The 24,998-nt window shown below is 36.2% G+C and carries 16 protein-coding genes and 1 pseudogene; 5 read left to right on the forward strand and 12 right to left on the reverse strand.

Annotated features, from left to right (window positions below):
* Positions 1-424: 424 nt before the first annotated feature.
* Both GXK58_RS03020 and GXK58_RS03025 read right to left on the reverse strand, forming a co-directional pair.
* On the reverse strand, positions 425-889 hold the full coding sequence (locus GXK58_RS03020; RefSeq protein ID WP_160719672.1) for a hypothetical protein: 465 nt from the start codon (positions 887-889) through the stop codon (positions 425-427).
* A gap of 119 nt (positions 890-1,008) precedes the next feature.
* A complete protein-coding gene (locus GXK58_RS03025; protein ID WP_160719673.1) occupies positions 1,009-2,937 on the reverse strand; it encodes an outer membrane protein assembly factor BamB family protein in 1,929 nt (642 codons plus the stop codon).
* A gap of 436 nt (positions 2,938-3,373) precedes the next feature.
* Between GXK58_RS03025 and GXK58_RS27635 the strand changes: the two are divergent.
* The 5 genes and pseudogenes from GXK58_RS27635 to GXK58_RS03045 form a co-directional block, all read left to right on the forward strand.
* A pseudogene (locus GXK58_RS27635) lies at positions 3,374-3,596 on the forward strand (tyrosine-type recombinase/integrase); the annotation flags it as partial.
* A gap of 732 nt (positions 3,597-4,328) precedes the next feature.
* The gene (locus GXK58_RS03030) at positions 4,329-5,204 is read left to right on the forward strand and encodes an AraC family transcriptional regulator (protein WP_160719674.1); all 876 of its coding nucleotides are present in this window, start codon (positions 4,329-4,331) and stop codon (positions 5,202-5,204) included.
* A 412-nt stretch (positions 5,205-5,616) separates the two neighbouring features.
* On the forward strand, positions 5,617-7,803 hold the full coding sequence (locus tag GXK58_RS03035) for an alpha-galactosidase (protein WP_160719676.1): 2,187 nt from the start codon (positions 5,617-5,619) through the stop codon (positions 7,801-7,803).
* Positions 7,804-7,901: 98 nt separating this feature from the next.
* Entirely contained in the window at positions 7,902-8,138 is a 237-nt protein-coding gene (locus tag GXK58_RS03040; RefSeq protein ID WP_160719803.1) for an aspartyl-phosphate phosphatase Spo0E family protein, read from the forward strand.
* 110 nt (positions 8,139-8,248) lie between these two features.
* Complete coding sequence (locus GXK58_RS03045; RefSeq protein ID WP_160719677.1) at positions 8,249-9,667, forward strand: sucrose-specific PTS transporter subunit IIBC; 1,419 nt, start codon at positions 8,249-8,251, stop codon at positions 9,665-9,667.
* Between the two features lie 382 nt (positions 9,668-10,049).
* Here the strand turns inward: GXK58_RS03045 and GXK58_RS03050 are convergent, their stop codons facing one another.
* The 10 genes from GXK58_RS03050 to GXK58_RS03095 form a co-directional block, all read right to left on the reverse strand.
* The gene (locus GXK58_RS03050) at positions 10,050-10,304 is read right to left on the reverse strand and encodes an HPr family phosphocarrier protein (protein ID WP_160719678.1); all 255 of its coding nucleotides are present in this window, start codon (positions 10,302-10,304) and stop codon (positions 10,050-10,052) included.
* 210 nt (positions 10,305-10,514) lie between these two features.
* On the reverse strand, positions 10,515-12,701 hold the full coding sequence (locus GXK58_RS03055) for an alpha-galactosidase (RefSeq protein ID WP_160719680.1): 2,187 nt from the start codon (positions 12,699-12,701) through the stop codon (positions 10,515-10,517).
* A gap of 181 nt (positions 12,702-12,882) precedes the next feature.
* On the reverse strand, positions 12,883-14,679 hold the full coding sequence (locus GXK58_RS03060; RefSeq protein ID WP_160719682.1) for a cache domain-containing sensor histidine kinase: 1,797 nt from the start codon (positions 14,677-14,679) through the stop codon (positions 12,883-12,885).
* Positions 14,654-16,192, reverse strand: coding sequence for a response regulator transcription factor (locus GXK58_RS03065; protein ID WP_160719683.1), 1,539 nt, complete (start codon positions 16,190-16,192; stop codon positions 14,654-14,656). The genes GXK58_RS03060 and GXK58_RS03065 overlap by 26 nt, the downstream gene beginning before the upstream one ends.
* A 320-nt stretch (positions 16,193-16,512) precedes the next feature.
* On the reverse strand, positions 16,513-18,135 hold the full coding sequence (locus GXK58_RS03070) for an extracellular solute-binding protein (protein ID WP_160719685.1): 1,623 nt from the start codon (positions 18,133-18,135) through the stop codon (positions 16,513-16,515).
* 31 nt (positions 18,136-18,166) lie between these two features.
* Positions 18,167-19,060: a carbohydrate ABC transporter permease gene (locus tag GXK58_RS03075; RefSeq protein WP_202171277.1), complete on the reverse strand. Its 894-nt coding sequence runs from the start codon at positions 19,058-19,060 to the stop codon at positions 18,167-18,169.
* A gap of 17 nt (positions 19,061-19,077) precedes the next feature.
* A complete protein-coding gene (locus GXK58_RS03080) occupies positions 19,078-20,052 on the reverse strand; it encodes an ABC transporter permease (protein ID WP_442862443.1) in 975 nt (324 codons plus the stop codon).
* Positions 20,053-20,702: 650 nt separating this feature from the next.
* Positions 20,703-21,125, reverse strand: coding sequence for a hypothetical protein (locus GXK58_RS03085; protein WP_160719686.1), 423 nt, complete (start codon positions 21,123-21,125; stop codon positions 20,703-20,705).
* An 819-nt stretch (positions 21,126-21,944) separates the two neighbouring features.
* Positions 21,945-24,035 (reverse strand): beta-glucosidase, encoded by a 2,091-nt coding sequence (locus GXK58_RS03090; protein WP_160719687.1) that lies wholly within the window; start codon positions 24,033-24,035, stop codon positions 21,945-21,947.
* A 158-nt stretch (positions 24,036-24,193) separates the two neighbouring features.
* Complete coding sequence (locus tag GXK58_RS03095) at positions 24,194-24,952, reverse strand: SDR family oxidoreductase (protein WP_160719689.1); 759 nt, start codon at positions 24,950-24,952, stop codon at positions 24,194-24,196.
* Positions 24,953-24,998 lie beyond the last annotated feature (46 nt).

Raw genomic sequence — 24,998 nt, forward strand, 5'->3', positions numbered from 1 at the left:
CATTGTCACCTCAGGAGATGTATTGATCACTTTATACTCAGGCTTCACCCACATGTTTAGATACCCCCTTTCATGAAACTCACAATGAAGATTCTCCCCTGCGTGGGAGTGTCTGATTTTCCCTTTCAAAATAATCATATGTAGATAAATATCTCAAAATAACCAGAATTTTGACCTGAAGATGTCCTAATGTGGTATTGGATTTTGCAATATATTGCAAAAAGGGACAAGCTTGTTGCATCTGTCACTTCTTGCCTTTGTCTGTGACTGAATTGAAAATAACCTGAGCTTATCATAGCTCAGGTTAAAAGCATCCATTTATTCACAAATTCTTCAATTGAAAGCGGTCATTATTACTTCAAAAGATTATCCCAACGCACGATTTAAGAATGATCCGGGATACCTTTAGCTTTTCAACATCTACTCAGTACTGACTACTCTTTAACATAAAATTAACTGTCCATTGCCCCGTTTGATTCAATATTCCATGTGTATGAAATGACAGCGCAGAATTATCGGTTCGGTAATGATGCATCTGTGCTATTATCGTTCCTCTATACTCATTATTACTTATCTTCTTAAACGATTCTGATTCCTCACGGACTAACGTATTCCCAATCCAAATATACGGGTTTACAATCAAACTTTTAGTATTCGAACTAACTTGAATATTTGAATTTGAGGTTATCGTATAATGCAGCTGAATGTCTTGGCCGTGGTTTATGATCGAATAGTCATTGATGGTTAACCTGATTCCGTTATCCTCGGATGAACCTAAGCCTTTACTTGATTGAGCATTAGTCAAAGTTGGGCAGGCAAATCCAAAGACTAAAGAAATACATAAGGCAGGACCAATAAATCGCACGGTATAATTCAGTAATTTCCTCATTTTACCACCATCCTTATTTTTCATGAATGTCTGATGTTTCACCAAGCTATATTCATCCTCTTGAGAAACAATCTGAGTCCTTTAAAAGAATCAGACTCAGATTGCTTCTAGGGTAAAAATCATTTCTTTTTGGATAGCCAATCCGCTAATTTCTCAGCCTCTGCACCTTTAGCCATGCCTGCTGGCATGCGGTCGCCACCATTTAGGATTTTATTCAATATGTCCTCTTTAGACATAGATTTACCTATGTGCTGCAGATTTGGAGCCGTTGCGCCTTGAAGATTATCCCCGTGACAGGAAATACAACTTCTTTTGTAAACCTTTTCCGGGTCGATAACAACGTCTGCTTCCCCTTGTAATTTTGCATTTTTATTTACAGCTCCAGGTTTTAACTTACCTCCGAGACCATAAACAACAACCTTCGTACCACCAGTAATGACTGCAACATATTCGTGCCCGTCAACTGTATATATGGAAGGTGCCATTTTGATTTGTTTACCTCCACTTTGCATATTCCATAATACTTTACCTGTTTTAATATCAAGAGCATTTACTTTTCCATCCAATTCCCCGTAAAAAGCAAGACCGGCAGCAGTACTTGTGAATCCGCCATACATCGGATCGTCCGTTTTATTTTGATATACTTTTTTCCCTGTATTCATATCAATTGCTGTAATGGTACCAGAAACATCAACATCCTTTGGCAAAGGAAGTATCTTTGTTCCTGGGAAGGTATTATTATCTTTTGCAATCTCTTCTGCATCTTTAGCTGCTACCATTAAATTAGGACTATTAATACCTGGAATAAGCACATAATTGGTTTCCGGATCATAAGTCTGTGGAGCATAGCTTTCTCCACCTGGCGTTCCTGGCCATTGAAGTACAGCCTTACTCTCATCGCTTGGTACGTCCGAATGTTGAATTTTTACAAAAGGTACCCCATCATAAATGGTCTTCCCCGTTTTTGCGTCCCACGCATACCACTTTCCATTCTTACCGCCTTCAACCACAACCTTTTGCTTTTTCCCGTCCACCTTTGCATTGAGAATCATCGGTGTTGCGGCAGCGTCATAATCCCATATATCATGATCAACTTGAGTAGATGACCACTTAAGCTTCCCTGTTTTACTATCTAAAGCAGTGATCGAATCGGTATATGGATTTTTTCCTTTTCTATCTGCATCATAAAAGTCCGGAGCTGGATTCCCGACAGCAAAATACATCATATCAGTATCTGGATCAAACGACATCGGTGTCCATACAGAACCTCCGCCCGTATATTTACCTTTCGCCCAGCCCGTTCCTCTTTCAGGAACGGTCCAAAACGGCTCTTTCCATAGCGGTTCAAGGGTATCTGCTTTAAACGCCCAAACAAAACCTCTTGTACCATTATCACCACCGCTGCTTCCAACGTAAACGTTGCCATCATAATACATCGGAGCTGAAGATTCATAATATCTGTTTTCTAACTTGATAGAAGGTTCATGATCCCAAAAGTTGACCATTTTTATCAGTTTTCCATTCTTCGCATCGAGTTTGGCCAGCCGGTTATCTATCATCAAGACAAATACATTCCCATTGGCAACTGCGACACCCCTGCTTGCCACATTGGACTGCCATGGCAAACTATTAATATGATCAAGTACGTCCTTAGGCGGTGTCCATGCCCAAAGTTTCTTTCCACTAGCGCCATCGATCGCAAACACATGATTTTTCGCACTAGTCACATACATGACCCCGTCGTGGACGACAGGGAAATCTTCTTGTAAATTAGGAACATCCTTATTCCAATCTAATATATCCTGCTGCCATGCAATCCCCATTTTTTTTACATTATCTTTTGTAATCTCTTTATAGGGCACATGTCGGGTATGTTGAAAATCATAACCCCAATTTGGGAATCCTATCTCATCTTCCTGTTTTGCCTGTTTGGATTCCTTGGTTTCCTCTTTGTTTTTTGCATTATTCTTGTTATTATTTGACTGGCAGCCAACTATAACCGTACTCGCTAGCAAAACTAAACCTAATGACTTTAAAAATCGCTTCACGGAAGTACCCTCCTGACATTATGAAATAATAGTTTGAATTCTTGATGATGAATTATTCCACTTAGAGTCTTTAAACCTCCTTAAGACATTCTAATTTTTATAAGAACATTGGTATAATTACCTAAGGAACAATTGATTATGCAAAATATGAATAACTCTTCCTTCCCTCTTTTTAAAATGCGAATGATTAGTTTTCGATGAATACACCTTACCTCATAAACGATGACTAATCCCCTTAATGATTAAATCGTTTTTTATCAAAAGTTTAATTGTACTGTTGTACGACCAATTACTCATTTTAAGCATAAAAAAAAGACCCCCAGCCAAAATGACTGAGAGTATTTGAAACGCCCATATTAACGTTTTGAGAACTGAGGCGCACGACGAGCACCTTTAAGACCTTATTTCTTACGTTCATTAATATAGAAGAACATATATACAATTTTATGATTTAAGGCATACACGCTACTTTATTGCTAAAACAAGGGATACATCCTAAGGTTGTTTCTGAAAGGCTTGGACATTCGACCATAGGGATCACAATGGACACTTACCCTTATAAATTAAGGTTTGGCGGGACTGCGTGGGAATCGAACCCACCAGACCTGGCACGCAGGTCTCAAGCAGTTTTGAAGTTAGAGGGTATGTATCTTCTTTGACTCTATTTAGTTTTAAATAATACCATAGAGTCTTGATTTAATGCACTTTTTGATAAGCCATATAACATTTAATTTTTTCTAATTAAATATAAAAACATCTATTCCGTGACCAAGTTGTGACCAAAGGTGTGACCAGTTTTCTTGTTTTATTAATATGTTTAAATAAGGAAGTGAGGAGGTTTATGTAAACCTCCTCTTTTTCCATTGGTCACCCAAACGGAGGATGACCATTATTGAATCAGTGACCCAACCCTGTCAATGATTGATATACTTTATGATTATAACAGTTTAATTAAGAAAGTATTGTTTTAACAAGGATTTTAATAATTCTTATTATGTTTAAATTTTTGTTATTGGAAACAGTTAGCTCAAATTTGTCCCAAAAAGTGTCCCCAATTGTCCCCCCGATTATCAATAAGGAAACTATTAAATTCTGCTAGGATGGTACAAGTAACTAAGGTTTTTACAAACCTCATCCTCTTTATTCATATTTGACAAAGGGAAAGGGAACCTATTTGAAACTGGGAATTATTACATCATGCCGCCCATTCATTTACATATTTATATAGAAAGAAATAATGCTAAAAAAGCATTAAATTTATTTCAACGCATTCTTGCGGTTATTTCCTTCCATTGAAGTCGCTTTCTAAAAAGGCAAACTCCTTATATAATTAAGATAAAATGATAATTAGTTTGATACAAGAGTAAAAAAATTGAATGGAGGATAAGATCTTGCTGGGTGATTTATCTCAAGCTTCAATAGGTTTTCAATTTATTATGCCCATGCCTCTTTTAATGTTAAAAGGAATCGGCTATCGCTCTTATTCATCTCCCACATATATTTGGGATGGAAGACGCCGCCCTAATGAATTTTGCTTATTTCAATATACTGTAAGTGGTCAAGGTGAAATTGAGATTGAAGGTAACGTTTATAGTCAGAAGCCAGGTGATGCTTTTATCGTTGAAATTCCTAGTAATCATTGCTATCGGCTGCCAGACTATTCTAAAGAGTGGGAAGTACTGTATATCGAATTTTCAAAAGAGGCTATACCTTTTTGGCATCAACTCCTTAGTTTGTCAGGTCCTGTTATTTCAATAAAAGAAGATTCAACCTATATCCAATTGGCTTGGAACGTCTATGAATTGGCTTTAAAAGATGAAATTAAGGATGTGTATCAGTGTTCTAAATACGCTTATCAATTGGTAATGGAGTTAACTAGTCACTTCTATCATGAACAAAAGACAAGGCCTTTGCCTTCTAAAATTGAGCTTTGTAAAAAGTTTATTAATGAAACGTATCAAGACTTAATTGGGTTGGACGATATGGCAAATGCAGTAGGGATTTCTAAATTCCATCTCACTCGTGAATTTGAGAAAAAATTAGGAATGACCCCTAACCGTTACCTGACTCAGGTCCGTTTAGAAAAGGCCACTCAACTATTAGTTTCTTCAACTGAAATGAATTTGGAGATGGTGGCGAAAAAGGTGGGATTTACATGCGCCAATTATTTTGGGAAAGTTTTCAAAAAGCATATAGGGATTTCTCCAATGGAATTTCGCAGGAATAATAATCATTATGATATGAATCGGATTTTATTTAAAAAGTAGTTTAGCTAATAATTAAGATCATGTATTCTATGAGGTTGAAAAAATATGAGAAATAGCCAAGGCTTCCTTGCTAAAGCGCTTGGCTATTTGTTAATCACTTGATTACTTAGATAATAATCAATGTTATCCCCTTCTAAATTGACTGCACGATATAAGTACATCCTCTTCCACCCCATTTGTATTAAATTTAACTATGGTATTCCTACCAATTCCCTGTAGACAGAAGCATAACTATTAACTATTAAAATCAAACTGAAATTTGCGATGCGAACGAAAGAGCAATAATTTACCTTATGTATATCTTTTTTACCCTTGTCCCACAAAACAAATAGTTTTATCCTGAATTATATAAGCAACAAATTACTTAAAATATTTTAGACAAGCAATACAATAAATAAACTAGGAGAGCTATATGACTATTCAGTTTGATTCAGAGCATAAAATTTTTCATTTAAAAGGAAAAAATACAAGTTATGTTATGCAAGTAATCCGAGATGGATATTTAGTCCATTTATATTGGGGAGAAAGAATTAAAAATTATCGCAAAAGTAATCCTATTGTATTCATTGATAGGGGATTTTCACCAAATCCAGACCCGTTAGACCGAACATTTTCATTAGATACCATACCACATGAGTATCCTGCCTATGGAAATGGGGATTTTAGAACACCCGCATACCAGGTTCAATTAGAAAATGGCTCTACAGTGACAGATCTACGTTATGAATCACATCTAATCTATGAAGGGAAACCAAAATTAAAGGGGCTGCCATCTACTTATATTGAAGAGGAACTAGAAGCTGAAACAGTAGAAATTGACATGATTGATGAATTGATTGGATTAAAAGTTACGTTAATTTATACCGTCTTTAGAGATTTTAATGTAATCACTCGCTCAGTGAGATTAAATAATCTTGGAAATGAAAATCTCAAAATCATGAGAGCATTAAGTGCCAGTGTAGATTTTAGAGACGATGAGTTCGAATTATTATCCTTATATGGAGCTCATATAAACGAAAGAAATTTATCTAGACGTCCCATAACTCCAGGCGTTCAGATTATGGAAAGCCGTCGTGGTGCAAGTAGTCCACAACAGGATCCTTTTTTGGCATTAGTTCGTAAAGGCACTAATGAAGATCATGGGGAAGTATATGCATTTAATTTCGTATACAGTGGAAACTTTTTAACCCAAGTAGAGTTAGATCAATATCGTAATACTCGTGTCTCTATGGGAATCAATCCATTTGATTTTTCCTGGTTGCTTGAACCAAAAGAGAGTTTTCAAACACCGGAAGTGGTTATGGTTTATTCTTCAAATGGATTAGGAGAAATGTCACGAACCTTTCACGAGCTTTATCGTACGCGTTTATGTCGAGGAAGATTCCGAGATCGTATACGTCCTATTCTAATTAATAACTGGGAAGCCACCTTCTTTGACTTCAACGAAGAAAAAATCGAGCAGATTGCAAAAGAAGGAAAAAAACTTGGAATGGAACTATTTGTATTAGACGACGGTTGGTTTGGTCATAGAGATGATGACAAAAGTTCGCTAGGAGATTGGGTAGTAGATAAAAGAAAACTTCCCAATGGTCTAGAAAATTTAGCTAGGCGTATTCGTGATATGGATATGGAATTTGGTCTATGGTTTGAACCAGAGATGGTCTCAGAAGATAGCGATTTGTATCGGAAACATCCAGATTGGTGTTTGCACGTGCCAAATCGGCCTCGTACAGTAGGCAGAAATCAGTTGGTTCTCGATTTATCTCGTAAAGAGGTCTGTGATTATATTATTGAGGCGTTATCTAAAATATTATCAAGTTCTTTAATTAGTTACGTTAAATGGGACATGAATCGTCATATGACAGAGGTTGGATCGGCAACTCTACCACCGGAGAGACAGCGAGAAACTGCTCATCGTTATATTTTGGGACTGTACCGGGTTATGGACGAGCTGACTTCAAAGTTTCCAAACATATTATTTGAAAGTTGTTCTAGTGGAGGAGGACGTTTTGATCCAGGTATGCTGTACTTTATGCCCCAAACATGGGCCAGTGATAATACAGATGCCGTATGCCGGTTGAATATCCAGTATGGTACTAGTCTGGTATACCCAATCAGCTCTATAGGCTCACATGTTTCAGCTGTTCCAAACAATCAAGTTGGCCGAGTAACACCACTTGATATGCGTGGCCATGTAGCCATGTCTGGCAACCTCGGTTATGAATTAGATTTAACAAAATTATCATCAGAAGAAAAGGGAATGATTATGCAACAGGTTGCTTTTTACAAGGAGATTCGACCGTTGATTCAATTTGGCACTTTCTATCGTATCCTTAGTCCATGTGAAGGAAATGAAACTGCCTGGTCTTTTGTCTCTGAAAATTATTCGGAAACAATAGTTGGTTATTTCAGAGTATTATCTCAACCTGCAGCATCTATTCGAGTTCTCAAATTAAAAGGATTGGATCGAGATAGTTTGTACAAACATATGGAAACCGGTGAAGTGTACGGTGGGGATGAGCTTATGAACATAGGGATTACGATACCAAGAATTAAAGGAGATTTTATAAGCCTATTCTGGAGACTAAAGAAGATCTAAACATAGTACATTGTAAAGAACATGTTACCTTTTTTGCATATTATGCTGCGAGTAACTCATTTACGAATTAAACAGTTACAAGAATTGGGGAACGCATGATGATTTTACCGATTGAAGTGTTAGTAGAACAGATCGATCTACTCAAAAAAGATTTGATTAAGATTGCTAAAGAAACTGGCTTAAACAGCCATGAAACTATTCGTTGTAGTCGGAAATTAGACCAATTCATCATGATTTATCAAAAATATGGAAATGCAATTAATAAAAAGAAAATAAAAGGAAATCAGCATCATCTTTTATCTACTGGTTCAGAATCGGTTCCCATTATGTTTTAAAATGGAACCGGTTCCCGGTAACTCTTAATGGAACAAGTGTTTTTACTGATATTTTTACCATGGATTGAAATTGGTTCCAAATAAAAACTTAAAAACAAAGGAGAAAGGATATGAATTACAAAGAAAGCGCACAAGCAATTTTAACCGCAATTGGAGGAAAAGAAAATGTTTCAGCTGCTGCTCATTGTGCGACAAGGCTGCGTTTAGTATTGCATGATGAGGGGAAAATCAATCAAGCTTCTTTAGATAGCCTCGAGGTTGTAAAAGGTACCTTTTCAACTGGAGGACAGTTTCAAATTATCATTGGTGCCGGTACAGTAAACGAAGTCTTTAAACAATTTGTTAATCTTACCGGGATTAGCGAAATGTCTACCAGTCAAGTAAAAAATGCAGGGGCGAAAAAACAGAATCCGTTTCTTCAATTAATTAAATTACTTTCGGATATTTTTGTTCCCATCATCCCAGCCATCGTAGCAGGTGGTTTATTAATGGGACTTAATAATGTATTAACCGCAAAAGATTTATTTATCCACGGGAAATCACTAATTGATGCCAACCCTGGTATTGCCGACTTAGCAGCAATGATAAATACATTTGCAAACGCTGCATTTGTCTTCCTCCCGGTGTTAATTGGTTTTTCCGCTACAAAAAGATTTGGCGGGAATGCTTTTTTAGGGGCAGCACTTGGTATGATTATGGTTCATCCGGATTTATTAAATGCGTATGGGTATGGTGCGGCATTAGTAGCCCATAAGGTTCCTGCATGGCATATTCTCGGTCTTACAATTGAAAAAGTTGGATATCAGGGAACTGTTTTGCCGGTTCTTGCTTCCTCTTTTCTTTTAGCGAAAATTGAAATTAACTTACGAAAGGTCATTCCTTCTGCACTGGATAACCTATTTACACCGTTGTTATCAATCTTGATAACTGCAGCGCTAACATTCACAATTGTAGGTCCGTTAACTCGCTCGGCAGGTAATTATTTTACGGATGGAATCGTCTGGATATATAATACAACAGGCTTTGTTGGTGGGGGGATTTTTGGATTCTTTTATGCCCCAATCGTTATAACTGGTATGCACCAAAGCTTTATTGCAGTTGAAACCCAGTTGTTAGCAAATATCGCCAAAACAGGTGGTTCATTCTTATTTTCAATTGCAGCCATGTCCAACGTAGCCCAGGGAGCAGCCACTCTTGCCGTTTTTTTCATGACGAAAGATAAAAAAATGAAAAGTGTTGCATCTGCATCAGGAATTTCTGCCCTTTTAGGGATAACTGAGCCGGCAATGTTCGGTGTGAATTTGAAACTTAAATATCCCTTTATTGGAGCAATCATCGGATCTGGTATAGCCTCTGCATTTGTTACCTTCTTTAAGGTAAGAGCCATTTCTATGGGAGCAGCAGGACTTCCAGGAATTATTTCGATTAAGGTAGCATCTATTCCTTATTATGTAATTGGGATGGTAATCTCGATGATTATTGCATTTATATTGACCCTAGTATTAGGAAAAAGAAGTGCAAAAAACTAAGTCGGTAATGAAAATAAGGCAACTTACTTTTTAGCTTTAAAGGGGGAATCGTATCGATTCCCCCTTAATTTTTCTCTGAAGTTTTTTTATTAAGAAAACTTGATCTAATAATCCTCTAGATTTACATCAATATCTTTCCACTCCGGAAAACTGTCCACTTTATGGGTCACAGTTCATACTTACCTGCTACCTTGATTTTTTTGTATTGAGCAGTTTAATATGAATTTTTTTGTTTTTCAATAATATTAACCAACTCGTCAATAATATCGTTTAACTTCATCCAGCTGGTATCTTCACCCAAAATATTAGAATTTTTAAAATGCAATGTTCTTTCTAGCTAATCCAATTATTTAAGTAGAGTTTGAACAAAAAACTTCAATTTTTAGTTACAAGATAGGAATTCTCCCAGTTCCCCCATTGCCTTTTGTTCATCAAAACCGTCAGCAATTAGTATGACTTCTTCACCTTTTCTAATTGCTAAGCACATCACACCCATAATACTTTTACCAACCGCCAATTTCCCTTCTTTAAGAATGTTGATGTCACTAGTATATAAAGATGCTTTCCTTACAAATTCGGTAGCAACTTGAGCCTGAAGGCCACTGTTAAGTTGTACCACAATCTTTCTCCGTAACATTTATTTTCCTCCTTAACTTTGAAAAAGCAGTTGAACTGCATTTCAACCATCATTATATTTATCATTTGCACACTACTGTTAAGGTATAAATACTCTACTTGTTAACTCTTTTGGACATCTAATTTGAGTTTTTTTTCACCAGACTAATATTATCGTTTACTATAAAAAGGATGGATCTGTAAGTTTTACTAATCCATCCCATTTAACTTTTTATTCAGCACTCAATCTCCACATAATGCTTGTAAAATCTCCATTCATATGGGGAATATTAATTCCAACGTTCATTAATTCATCGCCATAAAAGCTTCTATTTAATTCCACTACTTTATATTTTGTCTCTGGATCTAATCCCTTTAATCGAACCTTTCTGAATGAATCATTCGGTTCTGATAACACATTTACATAGGCGAAAACAGCTTCTTCTTTATCTGGAGAAACATGCATCCATGCTGTATGATTTCCCATAAATGGATTTAATAGACGGTAAAAGTCTCCAAATTGGATAACTGATCTTATTTCTTTATAAAAGGCTACTTGATCTGTAATGATCTCTTGATCCTCTTTTGATAATTTTGTTACATCCAGCTCATAACCAAAGTTTCCTGACATGGCAACATGGCCTCTTACTTCCAACGATGTTATTCGGTGCACTTGATGGTTAGGAACTGCAGATACGTGAGCCCCCATAGAGCTAATAGGATAGACAAGGCTCGTTCCGTATTGTATTTTCAAACGGGAAATGGCATCCGTATTATCACTAGTCCATGTTTGAGGCATGTAGTAAAGCATTCCCGGATCAAAGCGTCCACCGCCGCCTGAACAGCTCTCAAACAATATGTGGGGGAACTTTGTTGTAATTTCCTCCATTACACGGTATAAACCAAGCATATATCGGTGTGCGGTTTCCCTTTGGCGTTCAGGAGGTAAACTAGCAGATCCAACCTCTGTCATATGGCGGTTCATATCCCATTTTACATACGTAATGGGCGCACTCTCTAAAATATTTGAAATTCTTAAGATAATTTCATCACAAACATCTTTTCTTGAAAAATCTAAAACCAATTGCTGTCTGCTTTCGGAGCGTCGACGATTAGGAACATGAATACACCAGTCCGGATGTTCACGATATAAGTCACTATTTACGGAAATCATTTCTGGTTCAAACCATAAACCAAATTCCATATTCGTATTACATATACTTTGGGCTAGGCTTTTTAACCCATTTGGTAATTTATTTTTATCTACAAACCAGTCCCCTAAAGAGTTGTTGTCATTATCACGCTTACCAAACCAGCCATCATCCAACACGAATAGCTCCATGCCAAGGCCTTTTCCGCACTTCGCAATTTCTTGAATTTTCTTTTCATTAAAATCAAAATATGTGGCTTCCCAGTTATTGATTAAAATAGGGCGAATTTTATCTCGGAATTCTCCTCGACATAAGCGTTTTCTATATAGTTGATGGAACGTATGGGACATTTCACTTAAGCCATTGGAGGAATAAACCATCACAACCTCCGGTGCTTGGAATTTCTCATTCGGTTCAAGTAACCAGGAGAAGTCAAAGGGGTTGATTCCCACCGTTGCACGGGAATAACCAAATTGATCTACTTCCACAGTGCTTAAGAAATTTCCACTATATACAAAACTAAAAGCAAAAACTTCCCCATAGTCTTCATTTGTTTCTTTCCTTACTAATGCCATAAACGGATTATGCTGGTGGCTGCTTGCACCACGCCGACTTTCCACTGACTGAATACCTGGTCTTAATTCCGTCCTAGCAACATACCTCTCCCTTCCCCAAGCACCTGGAAGGCTAATCATGTCAAAATCTGAGTCTTGAAAATCCACATTCGTGCTAGCAACCTTTAAGAGTTTCAGGTTCTCCGTACCATTATTCACAAAACAAACAGACCTAGTAATGGCATCGAAATCTTCAAAGGCCGCATACGTTAAGATTACTTTTAAATCAATTAAGCGATCTTCAAGGACAATCTCTACTGTTTCTGCTTCTGCTTCTGTTTCCACATAAGTGGATGGTAAGCCATCAAGGCTCTTTTTCCCTTTTGTTATGGTGTGAGTTACATAGCGTAAATCTGTTATAGTTGATCCATTTTCTAATTGAACCTGAAAAGCAGGATTTCGGTAATCCGTATGACCAAAGGAAGGATATTCCTGCGGCAATGTATCAAGTGAAAATGAACGGTCTTCCGCCACTGGATTTCCTGAAAATGCCCTATCGGCATATCGTAATTCATTGGAATGATTATACTCGTTGATTCTTTTTCCCCAATATAAGTGCGCTAAGTATCCACCTTTAGCCACTTGAAAAATATAGCTTGTGTTTTTTGCAGTTAAATGAAATGTTTGTGTATTATCGTCATATTTGATAGACATAGTAACCTCCAACTATATTAATTAAGTTCACGTTTACGGGATTGAAACACATATTGAAAGCTCTTTCATATTTATTATAAATGGAAAGTAATCAAGTAACTATATCACTTTTTTAAGAAAGGTATCGTAAACCAACACATTTGTTTAAATAAAAAAAGAGAGAGCTGACTCTCTTTTTTCGTTAATTCGATTTCTTTATTATAGGAATACTTACCTTTACTTGAGTCCCGATCCCTTTTCTGCTAAAGATGGTAAACTCTGATTCGTTTCCATAATACGTTTTCAATCTAGTGATTACATTCTTAATTCCATAACTGGTTGATTCAGCGGTAATGCATTGGATCTTCTCCAATGTTTCTGGGTCCATTCCAAGTCCATCATCGATTATTTCAAATACCGCCAGATTTTGCTTTTGATACACTTTGATAATAAGATTAATTCCATTTTCATCATCCCAAATGGCATGATTTATACAATTTTCAATAAAAGGCTGTAAAACTAATTTTATCGTATCATAATGATATAAAGATTCATCAACATTAAAATGAGTATGCAATAAACCATCAAACCGAATCTGTTGAATGGCTAAATAATTTTTTGAGAGCTCGATTTCCTCTCGTATACTAATAATTTTCCTCCCCTTATTTAGAGAGATTCGGTAAAATTTAGAAAGCAGGTTGACCATTTGGTATACTTTATGTGCTTTTTCCTTGACTGCAAGCGCTGAAATAGAGCCCAGTGTGTTATACAAAAAATGTGGATTGATTTGTGATTGCTGCAGATTCATTTCAGCTTCTTTTTTCAGTATTTCTGTATGATATACTTCCTCAATAAGTGTTTTTATCTTACTTGTCATTTTGTAAAAGGCTGATGACAATTCCCCGATTTCATCCTCCCCGAATTTTGGCATTGCGACTTCAAAATCCCCTTCCTCAACCCTTTTCATATTCATAACCAATGTTTCAATTCGTTTGGTCAACAGGGAAGACGTAAAATAAATTAAGAAAATCGCAATCAGAACACTAAAAGCTGTTACTATAAATATCTTTGCATAAGCAGCTTTAATTCGATCAAGAAAACTCTCATAGGGAGTAAGGGAAATGGTTTTCCAACCGTTTGACATGGTTTTATAAACAACTAACATGTCTCTCCCTTTATACTTACAATTAAAATGACCGCTATTTTTTAATTTACTTTGGTCAAAAGGGAAGATCTGGTCTACACGCTTAGAAATCAAGTGTTTATTTCGATTACTTAGAACATAACCATTTTGATTAACAATAAAAATTTCCCTATTTATATCTTCTTTATCAATTAAGGAGTAAAGTTCTTTCTCTTGAATTTCAAGATTTAGAATACCGTATGGAAATACACTATTATGGTCAAGAAAGCGGGACAGAGTAAAGGTTGGAATTCCTTGTTCATTCTCTTTCACATTACTAAATACAACTTTGCCCCCAGCGGTACTAACATCCTTATACCATGACTGTTTTTTTACCTTTTCATCAATGTGTTTAATATATATATGATCAGACATTAAAGAATGGTTATTTGTGTAAATTGTAATGGAGCTAATTCCACTATTCATTGAAAGAAGGTCTTTAAACCTCGGGTTGATGTAGTTATAGGCATCTATATAATTTAGAGAGTAATCATCTTCGTAATTCAATGTTAAATATTCTTTTAAGGTCAAATCCATATAAAGTTGGTCAGAAACCTGATAAAAGTCACCCAGTTTATTTTCTATATTTTTATTGATTTGATTAATCGTATTCATCGTATTGTCATAGTTTTGTATGGTTAATTCATCTTTGGCGGTATACGAAGAATACACGACCAAAAATGAAATCGGAATACAGACAATTAATCCATATACAATAAATAATTTATTTCTTAGTTTTAGATTATTAAACTTTTTTTTCCACCAATTTTGGATAGAAAAATCGTTGCCTTTAAAAAATCTTTTTTCTGTATTCATTTGGTGTCATACCCTTATACTTTTTGTAAAGCGAGCAAAAATAGGAAACACTTTCAAACCCCACAGAACTGCATACATCTTTTATTTTTAAAGATCTTTGATGGAGCAATTCTGTTGCTTTTTCTAATTTGGCCTTTGTAATAAAGGATAATATCGTTTCCCCTGTTTTTTCTTTAAAAATGCTGCGGATGTAATTGGGAGATAAAAATACTTTACTTGCAATGTCTTCTACAAGTAAGGGTTTGTCCAGATTTTCTTTAATAAACAATATGATTTGGTTGACAACTTGCTGATGATTATCGCTCTCTTTTTCTCTTAGGTATTGAAAAATTGATTCAATCGTTCGAGAAATAAAATGTTTTAATTCTTCGACCGTATCAAATAAATAAATATTTTTAATTGAATTATTTAATGTTTGTTCAAATTGGTGTGTATTCGATTCGGTGAATGCATTGTTTAATAAATATAATATAAATTTATATAATTCATGACAAATAAGATCTCGATGGATCTCATTATCAATGAAATATTTAAATAGTGAGTCAATCAATTCCTCTGTTTTCTTCCAATCTCCATTCAAGATTGAATGGACGATTTCTTGATGAACCGGCGGGATTTGAATATCCTGGTTTCTTTTGTTTATTTTATCCTGTTGAAGGAGACTTCCGGGTCCGTTATAAAATCTTAGTTCTAACGTTTTTTTTGTTTTCTCATACATACTTCCCAAGATTGGCAAAGCAGTTGAACCATTTGATAAAGCAATTGAAATAGAAACCTGAAATTGCTGAAAAAACTCATTAATTAAAGTCCGGAATAGTTGATTTATGTCTACATCTTTATCCCTTTCATGGTTCAAAATAATGCTATATTCTCCTTCTTTTGTTTGCACTATCATGGCGGATTGCGTTCTTGTGGATACGTATTCATAAAGGTATTGATAAAAAGCTTTATCCATTTCCAAACCGTTATCCATTAAGAAGAAATTGTCAACGCTAATAATAGCCAGACTATATTGGCCGCCGATAGGAAACCCCAGATCATTTATAAGCTCTTCATTTTTTGTTGAGGATGGATTTAACAACAAATCTTTCAGGTGCTTCTCTATGAATGCCATTTTCGATTTTTCTTCATTTTTTCTTTTTTCTACTCTCTCTATTACCTTCATCAGTACCGGTGGTAATTCCTCAAAGTCTAAAGGCTTTAATAAGTAATCTGCCACCTCTAATTTTATGGCAGCTTTAACAAAAGAAAACTCATCATATCCGCTTAAAAAGATAATTTCAACCTTTTCATTTCTTCTTTTTAATTGCTTTGAAAATTCCAGCCCATCCATAATTGGCATCTTGACATCTGTTATTACAAGGTCAGGTGTACATTTTTCTGATAGGGCTAATGCTTCATTCCCATTCTTTGCTGTTCCCACAACCTCAATATTGTATTGTTTCCAATTGACAAAGTCGCGAAGCATTTCCAGCTCTAATTTTTCGTCATCAACTAGCATTAGCTTATACATTCTAAGATGTTCCCTCCCTGTTATAAAGATGGATTTCCTTCATTATAGCATTCATTGTTCACTTAAAATCCGCAAACAATTTCCATCTGATTATGCCTGACAAAAGTCTGTCCGTTTGACAGCTCTTCAAATCACTGAATCACCTTCTTGCCTATACTTCCCTCAACCGGTGGTACCAACCCTTTTCAACTTAACTGAATCATTTCTAAAAAAGATTTGATGTCTGGAACAATTATTAGGATGCTGATTTAACGTCCCCCTTTCAAGTATACTGAACGGATCATCATTTAGAAAAAAGGGCCATAAAAATGGCCCTCAATTTATTTCCATAATTCTTTTCTCTTTTGATAATTGTCATTAATCACTTTTTCCACCTTTTCAAGCCCTACTTTGTCTAAGTCTTTCAGCATGACTTTGTATCGGGCTTTTGCTTCAGCTTCTGATGGTGAATTAATTAATTTTGGTACCGTGCTGTTGATAATATCGGTTACCTTTTGGGAAATAAGAGATTCCGGAGTGCCAGCAGCAGGTCCTAAATTATCGTAAATGGCAGTATCCCAAGTAGTGTCATCCAAATTCTTATAGGCAATGGTTGCAACTGAATCCTTTTCGTATTTATTTGTCAAATCATACGGAGTTCCATCACTGCCGGCTCCATTTTTGATAAACCATGTCCATTTTCGAACTCCCGTGGTTTTTCTGAAGTTTTCATCATTTTTATATTGCTCTAAAAATCCTTCTTTTGGTTTGTGTTTTCCATCTACCATGTCCCAATGCTTGCCTTCAATTCCCCACATTAGCAAATACTGGCCTTCTTCGCTTGAAAGAAAATCAATCAACTTCATAGTTTTCTCAGGATACTTGTTTTTAGAGGTAATCCCGATTGCATCCCATCCCAAAGAGCTGCGAGGGCCAAATGTTGTCTTTGAAGGGTTAACTCCTGGTGCCGTCACCTTATAAGCATAAAATTGTTTGTCAACATTTTCGGCTCCGTCAGCCTTTTTCAAAATAGTATTGGCATCTCCAGTATCCCAATATGCAGAAGCTGTAGCAAATGTATAACCATTAGAAAGCTTTTGATTCCATAATTGTGTTTTATTTACCGCCCATTCCTTATCGATTAATCCCTCACGATAGAGTTTATTCATGTATAGCATCATTTCTAAATAACTAGGGTCTTTTTCACTATATCGGAGTTTTCCATTTTTTTCATAAAATGATTTCATTCCCCACATGCCTTTAAAAGTTGCAATGGCAGATCCCATATTCTCAGCGTTAAGGGTTAAAGGAATGGATTCATGACCATTTATTGTTGGGTATTTTTCCTTGAATGTTTTTAATAACTTATAAAATTCCTCTGAAGTGAATGGCTGTCCATTATTTGCTTTTTCACCCACTCCAAGTTCTTTCAACAAATCCATTCGCATGAGCATTCCAAAAACAGGTTCATTATCAAGACCATACCAATTAGATAAATAATAGTTTTTTCCATCATCATATCTAGTTTTCTTTAATGTATCTCCGTACATCTGTTTTACATTTGTACCGTATTTGTCAATCAAATCGTTAAGTGGAATAAGTGCACCAGCTGAAATGTATTTAGTTACTAGTTCACTTCCGCGAGGCATTAAAACAATATCAGGTAAATCTCCGCTTGCAAGCATTAAATTTAATTTTTCATCCGGGTTGCCGGTTGGCTGTTGAATCTCAATTTTAACTCCTGTATGTTTCGTTATTTCCTTCGCTACTTCATTGTCAAATGCATCGCCCGTATTTTTATCAAATAAAGTCAAAGTAATTGGGGAATTATCATCTGTTTTTCCTTTATCTGATGATTCTTTTGAGCTTTCTTCATTTGAAGAACAGCCAGCTAAAAGTGTAAAAGTCACCAAAACCAGCATCATCATCAATGCAAATGGATTTCTTAACCACGTTCGTTCCATAAGTAGATCTCTCCTATTTTAAAATGATTTTTTATTCTTTTATAGAACCAACCATCATGCCCTTGGCAAAATACTTTTGCAGAAATGGATAAACAATCATGATTGGTATCGTAACGACCATTGTTGCCGCCATTCGCAGACTATCCGGAGAAACAGCCATACGTTTAGCTGAATCAGCTAGCTGCTGATGGTCCGACATCATCCCACCCGTTTGGTACTGATTTAGTATTTTTACTAAAACCGCTTGAAGCGTTTTCAATTCCGGTTTATAGGTAAATACATAGGAATCAAACCATGAGTTCCAATGACCGATAGCAATAAACAGTCCGATTGTCGCAAGGATGGGTTTTGACAAAGGAATGATTATTTTAAAGAAAATCTGGACATCATTTGCTCCCTCTACCTTTGCGGCTTCTTCCAATTCCTTTGGTAATTGTTCAATGAACGTTCTGATCAAGATCATATTAAACACGCTCATCAGACCAGGGATGATATATACCCAAAAAGAGTCAATCAAATGGACGGACTTAAGAACCATATAATAAGGGATAAGCCCCCCTGAAAAGAACATGGTAAAGATAAAGAGAAGGGTAATCGGCTTTCTGAACACGAGATCTCTTTTGCTTAAAGCATAAGCCAGCATAGTAATCACCAAAAGTGATAAGGGCGTCCCGATGACGGTCCGTAATACAGTCACCTTTGTGGCAGTTAAAATTTCTCTATCAGCAAAAATGGATTTATAACTTTCTAGGCTGAATACACGCGGCCAAAAATAGAGACCGCCTCGAACCGTATCCTGCGCATTATTAATCGAAATGACAAATATATTCCAAAAAGGCAATAAAGTAACTAAAATGATAACTGTCAAAAAGATAAATAGAATGACTTGAAACATAGATTCAGAATTGAATATTTTTTTACTCATGATACGCAATCACTTCCTTAAAATAGTCCATTATCTCCGATTTTCTTGGCCACACGATTAGCTGATACAACTAAAATAAAGGCAACTAGTGATTTAAACAATCCAACAGCTGCGCCATATGAGTACATACCATTTTGCAAGCCATATCGATAGGTGTAAGTGTCAATTACATCGGAATATTCAAGGATCATATTATTTTGCATGAGATACTGTTGATCGAAGCCTGCATTTAAAATACCACCAAGTGCCAGAATCAATAAAATGACAATGGTTGGTCTTAAGGCTGGCAGTGTAACATGAAGAATTTGTTGAAATCTGTTTGCTCCATCCACTTTTGCAGCTTCGTACAACTGCGGACTGATTCCGGAAATTGCCGCGAGATAAATAATAGAATTAAATCCCATGTCTTTCCATGTATTGGCAGAGGCAACAATTCCCCAGAAGTATTTCCCTTCTTGGAAAAAAAGTATTGGCTTATCGACCAAATGCAAGCTAACCAAGAGATTGTTTACTAATCCTTCTGCTGACAATAATGTTAAGAAAATGTTGGCGACGATTACCCAAGAGATAAAATGAGGTAAATAAGAAACTGTTTGGACCGTTTTTTTGAAATATTTATTGTTCAACTCGTTTATGGCGATTGCCAAAATAATCGGAACCGGAAAAGAAATTATTAAAGTCAAAAAACTGGTAGCCAATGTGTTCCGCATTATTCTAACAAAGTCACCGCTTTCAATAAAATACGAGAACCATTTGATTCCTACAAACTCACTTGTAAAGAATGAACTGAAAAAAGGACCTCCAGGTTTATAATCAATAAAAGCCATATAGAGTCCATACATGGGAGCATAACAAAAAACTATAACCCAAATAATGGCAGGCAATGCCATTAATAAAAGGTATTTTTGTTCAAATATCCTTTTTAGGATAGACGCTTTACGGGGTTTGTCCACAACTAAAGGTCCATTAAGTACTTCGGGCAGGACTTTCAATATTATTTCACTCCTTCTTAGCAAAATCGCTTTTTTAATTAAAATTTTTTACCCTATCCAAAATTTGTTTAAATATCTTATTCAAGATGGATGCTTTACAGGATTTGTCTATAAATAAAGGTCCATTAAGTACTTCGGGCAGGACTTTCAATATTGTCACTCCTTCCTAGTGAAATCGCTTCCTTAATTAATATTCTATTACCATTTCAAAAGGAATTATATATCTCATTCCTCCAATACATAACGTCATTTAACAATCTTAATTTTTTTACTTTTTTTAATATGTCTTTCTACCTTAAAACATTTGGAGACATGTCACGTATTTTTAAAACGATAACCAATGAAAAAGAAACATGATTTTTGAGTTGGAGGCGAGACCATGAACACGATTTTTGGAAGGATGAATCCTATTTTTTATGGATATGGACTTTTGAAATTTTTTTTGTAAAAATATCAGTGGTGATTGTGGAGAAATTTCGGAAAATTATGCGGATGTGGAGAAAATGGTAATTCACACAGCCATATTAAATGTTAATGCACCTCAGGATGAAAATCATATTGTGCTGAATTTTGGGAATCGATTTGTAAAAAGGTCTTGCGGAAGCTACTAAGAAAACTAGAGCACGTTCACTTAGAGCTCAATTGAACTTTTACGTAATGCGAGGATTTATTATAGAAAATTCTTGGGCTGCATTCAATAGGATAATCAATAGAGATGCTCTTACAAAGCGTCGTTCACTGGAGTTTCGTGAAACAGCAAGCATTATATTAACAGTAAAAGAATGTAGTCCCTTTTTATCCGTTTTATATTGGCAAGATGCCTTCGTATGGTCATCCCAAATCCGTTTTTCTTTGCTCATATAATAGAAATAATTACGAATGACACCTGTTGTAATCTCACTTGCTGAGTATATATCAGGATATTTTTGTTGTAGCAAGGATAAAAAATACTTAAATGTAGTCCGGTATTCCCGAAATGTTCTCGGTCGTAACCCCTGCAAGTTCTTTTCTTCTTCTGAGAACAATCTGGTACCAACGGTCCTTTTTCCTTTTATCTTACTTTGGTCAGCCATAAAAAATCCTCCTTCGCCTTAGGGAAATCCCAACATAGCAAAGGAGGCACAAAAGTCTATTTACAATCCTATTCTTACAAACAAAATATTCTAGAGGTTAAAAACCATGTTAAATCAACGTTTTTGGCGGGACTGCGTGGGAATCGAACCCACCTGACCTGGCACGCAGGTCACAAGCAGTTTTGAATTTAGAGGGAGAGTATCATTTTTGATTCCATTTAGTTTTATATAATGTCTTAAAATCCTGGTTTAACGCACTTTTTCTCAAGTTATATATCATTTAATTTTATCTAATAAAATATAAAAACATCTTATCTGTGACCAAGTTGTGACCAAAAGTGTGATCAGTTATCTTATGTTATTAATAGTTTAAATAAGTAATAGAGGAGGTTCGTTTAAACCTCCTCTTCTTCCATTTGTCACCCAAGATTGATTTTTTTATTGGAACAGTGCCCCCAACCCTGTTAATGATGGATATACTTTATGATTATAACAGTTTGATTACGAAAGTATTGTTATACAAGGATTTCAATAAGTTTCAATATGATTGAATTGTTGTTATAAGAAACAGATAGCTCAAAATTGTCCCCAGAGTATGCCAATTGTCCCCTGTAAAACAATAAAAATGCGGTTTGTAACAGCGTCCTTCTAAAACATTTTAAGAGTCATTTCTAATATTTTTTGAATCAAAGATCATCTGGTATAAAAAATATATATATTTTGTTATATTATTATTCAATGAGAAGATGTAATATCCTCAAATTGTTTTTAAGGAGTTTATAGAGGGCTAAAAATGGAATACTCTAGCCCCCTCAGTTATTATCTCTTAGCCAATAAATTTACATTTCCTCTGATTAAATCTTTATCCGCACTGCTATCCCCAATGTATACGTCATAATCTATATCTTCGAGTTCCCAAGTATTAGTCTCTGGATTAAACCATTTTATTTTTTCAATAGGACAAGAAATTTCAACCGTTTTCGTTTCACCAGGCAACAGATTTATTCTTTCAAAACCGCGTAGTACTTTCACTGGTCGATCAATCTGGGATTGACTGAATCCGACATACATCTGAACGACCTCATCACCTTCTAGCTCACCTGTATTGGTTACGTCACATCTAGCTAGGATACCTTCCCCCGAAACCTCAAATGCAGCATTAGAAATATCGAAAGTCGTATAAGACAACCCGTATCCATAAGGGAGTGATGGTTCAATCCCTTCTTTCTCAAACTTGGTATATCCATGATAATATCCATAGGTGATTTCTTCCGCTTCCCAATCAATCTGTGGCAGGTGTTTCTCATCTGTTGGGACAACAAATGGCAATTTTCCACCAGGATTGACTTCACCAAATAATGTTTTTGCAATGGCCGTTCCCCCCTCCATTCCAGGATAAAAGGCCATAAGAATAGCAGAAACATCATTTTTCCATTCTTCAATCATAATCATATTCCCGCCAATGAGAACCGCTGCTGAATTTTCATTGACAGTTCCAACTACTTTGATCAATTCAATTTCATCGGCGTGAAGGCCAAGCGATACTTTTCTGTCTCCACCTAAAGAATCAGAAGTCCCACCAATGGCAGTCACATCTTGATCTTGATCGTTTACGATATATTCCCCTTCATCGTCATGGTTGAATCCAACAACAAAGACAACCGCGTCAACAGAACTTGCCAATGCTTTTGCTCTTTCCAAATCTTGTCCATCATCGAATATTACTTCAGAATGTGGAACCATGTTCTTCACTCCTTCTAAAGGAGTTACGACATATTGAGGATAAACATTGCTGGATCCATGGTCGCCGATATTCTCTTTATTCCCAAGTTTACCAACGATTGCAATCTTTTTAGTCTCGGATTTTGAAAATGGTAATGTTTTATTTTCATTTTTCATCAATGTCATCGATTTTTCTGCTGCTTCCAACGCTAAAGCAATATGGTCTTTGCTTCCTATTAAATCCATACCGTATTTCTTGTCATCTGCCTCTGAAAAGGCTAGTAAAGTACGGACAATCCGAACCGCTGCATCATTGATTTTGTTTTCGTTGACTTGCCCGTTTTTTACAGCCTCCAACAGCTTATCACCAAAGTGCTGGGTAAGGTGCATTTCAATGTCCATTCCGCCATTGGCTGCTTCCACGGAATCCAGAACGCCCCATACAAAATCACTGATGACAAAACCATCAAAATCCCATTCATCTTTCAATACTTGATTCAATAGATAATCACTGTGCCCGCAATGTTGTCCTTGGTACTTGTTGTAGGCACTCATAACACTTGCTGCTCCTGCATCAATTGTGTCTTTAAAATGGGATAGATAGACTTCTCTCTCCGTACGTTTATCTGCTTTCACATTTACCTTAAATCGGGCATTTTCCATACTGTTGAAAGCATAATGTTTAACGCAGGCAATTACATTTTCACTTTGTACACCCTTTGTCAAGGCCGACCCCATGACTCCTAAATGGAACGATTCCTCTCCATAAGTTTCCTGGCTTCTTCCCCAGCCAGGATTTCTAGGAAGGTTGATACAGACGCCACCAAATAGATTTCCACCGACAGCACGGATTTCTTTTCCGATTGCCTTTCCGATGCGCTCTTCTAAATCTTTATCAAATGAAGCACCCCTTGACATCGGTACAGGAAAACAAGTACTTTGTCCTGTACCAGCCACTGACCCTCTAGGTCCATCAACAAATTTCATTGCAGGAACCCCCAGGCGTTCATTCCCCCCCGCTTCGTAAGGGGTTTCGTTATAATGCTTACCTTTTGTTATTTCTTCTATTAAATCTTCCATCGTCATATTTCCACTCATTAAATAGACTCTTTCTTCCAGAGTCATTTGATCGACAATTTCTTTAGCTTTTTGGTTGTAGGATAATCGAGTTTGCTTGTCAACCTTCATAGTTTTTCCTCCATTCTTTTTTTCAACTATATCTTTTTTTAATAAAATCGTTTTTTAATATCTTCTAAACAAACCTGTATAATCCAAGAGCAAGAAAGCTAATGTCCTTCAGATGAAAACATATACCAGATTCTTCAAATTTAATTTAATATGTTTTATTAATATGCATTACAACCAGCATCTGCAGTAATGACCGTGCCATTTAAAAAGCTTGACTCATCACTGGCAAGGAATAAGGCTACGTTTGCTATTTCCTCTGGTTTACCTAAACGAGGATTAATGCCCGCTCCAAGCTGAATACGCTCTATTCCGAATGGATTTGCCGATTTCAAGGAAGTGATAATATTTGTTTCAACCGCCCCAGGAGCAATAGCATTACAGCGAATCCCTTCATCTGCATACATAAAGCCTGTATTTTTTGTCAATCCAACTACAGCATGCTTGGAAGCAGTATAAGCCGCACCGGCACGTGCTCCTTGTAAACCACCGGCGGACGCAATGTTAATGATAACACCGTTTTTCTTCTTCAAAAAAATAGGAAGTGCTTTACGTGTTGCACGCATAACGCTTGTTGTGTTAACGGCAAAGACTCTTTCCCATTTCTCGTCTTCCACATCGCCAGCTGGTTCGAAATTATCCATTATTCCAGCATTATTAACAAGAATATCCAGAGTACCGAATTCTAGAACGGCCGTTTCTATTAGATTCTGAATATCTTCTTCTTTAGCTACATTTGCCGATACAGCTAGAGCCTCACCCTGATTTAATTTGATTTCTTCAACAGTTTTTTTAGCTCCCTCTAAGTTAATATCAGAAACTACTACTTTTGCCCCTTCTTTTGCATAAAGAATAGCGATAGCTTTCCCCATACCTGATGCTGCACCAGTTACTACCGCAATCTTATCTTTAAGTCTCACTTCTTTCTTCCCCCCTGTTTAATTCGAAAAAAAAGCTGCCCATCCC

Origin of the sequence: Bacillus sp. USDA818B3_A, from assembly GCF_009928415.1 — a bacterium.
Taxonomy (GTDB): domain Bacteria; phylum Bacillota; class Bacilli; order Bacillales; family Cytobacillaceae; genus Neobacillus.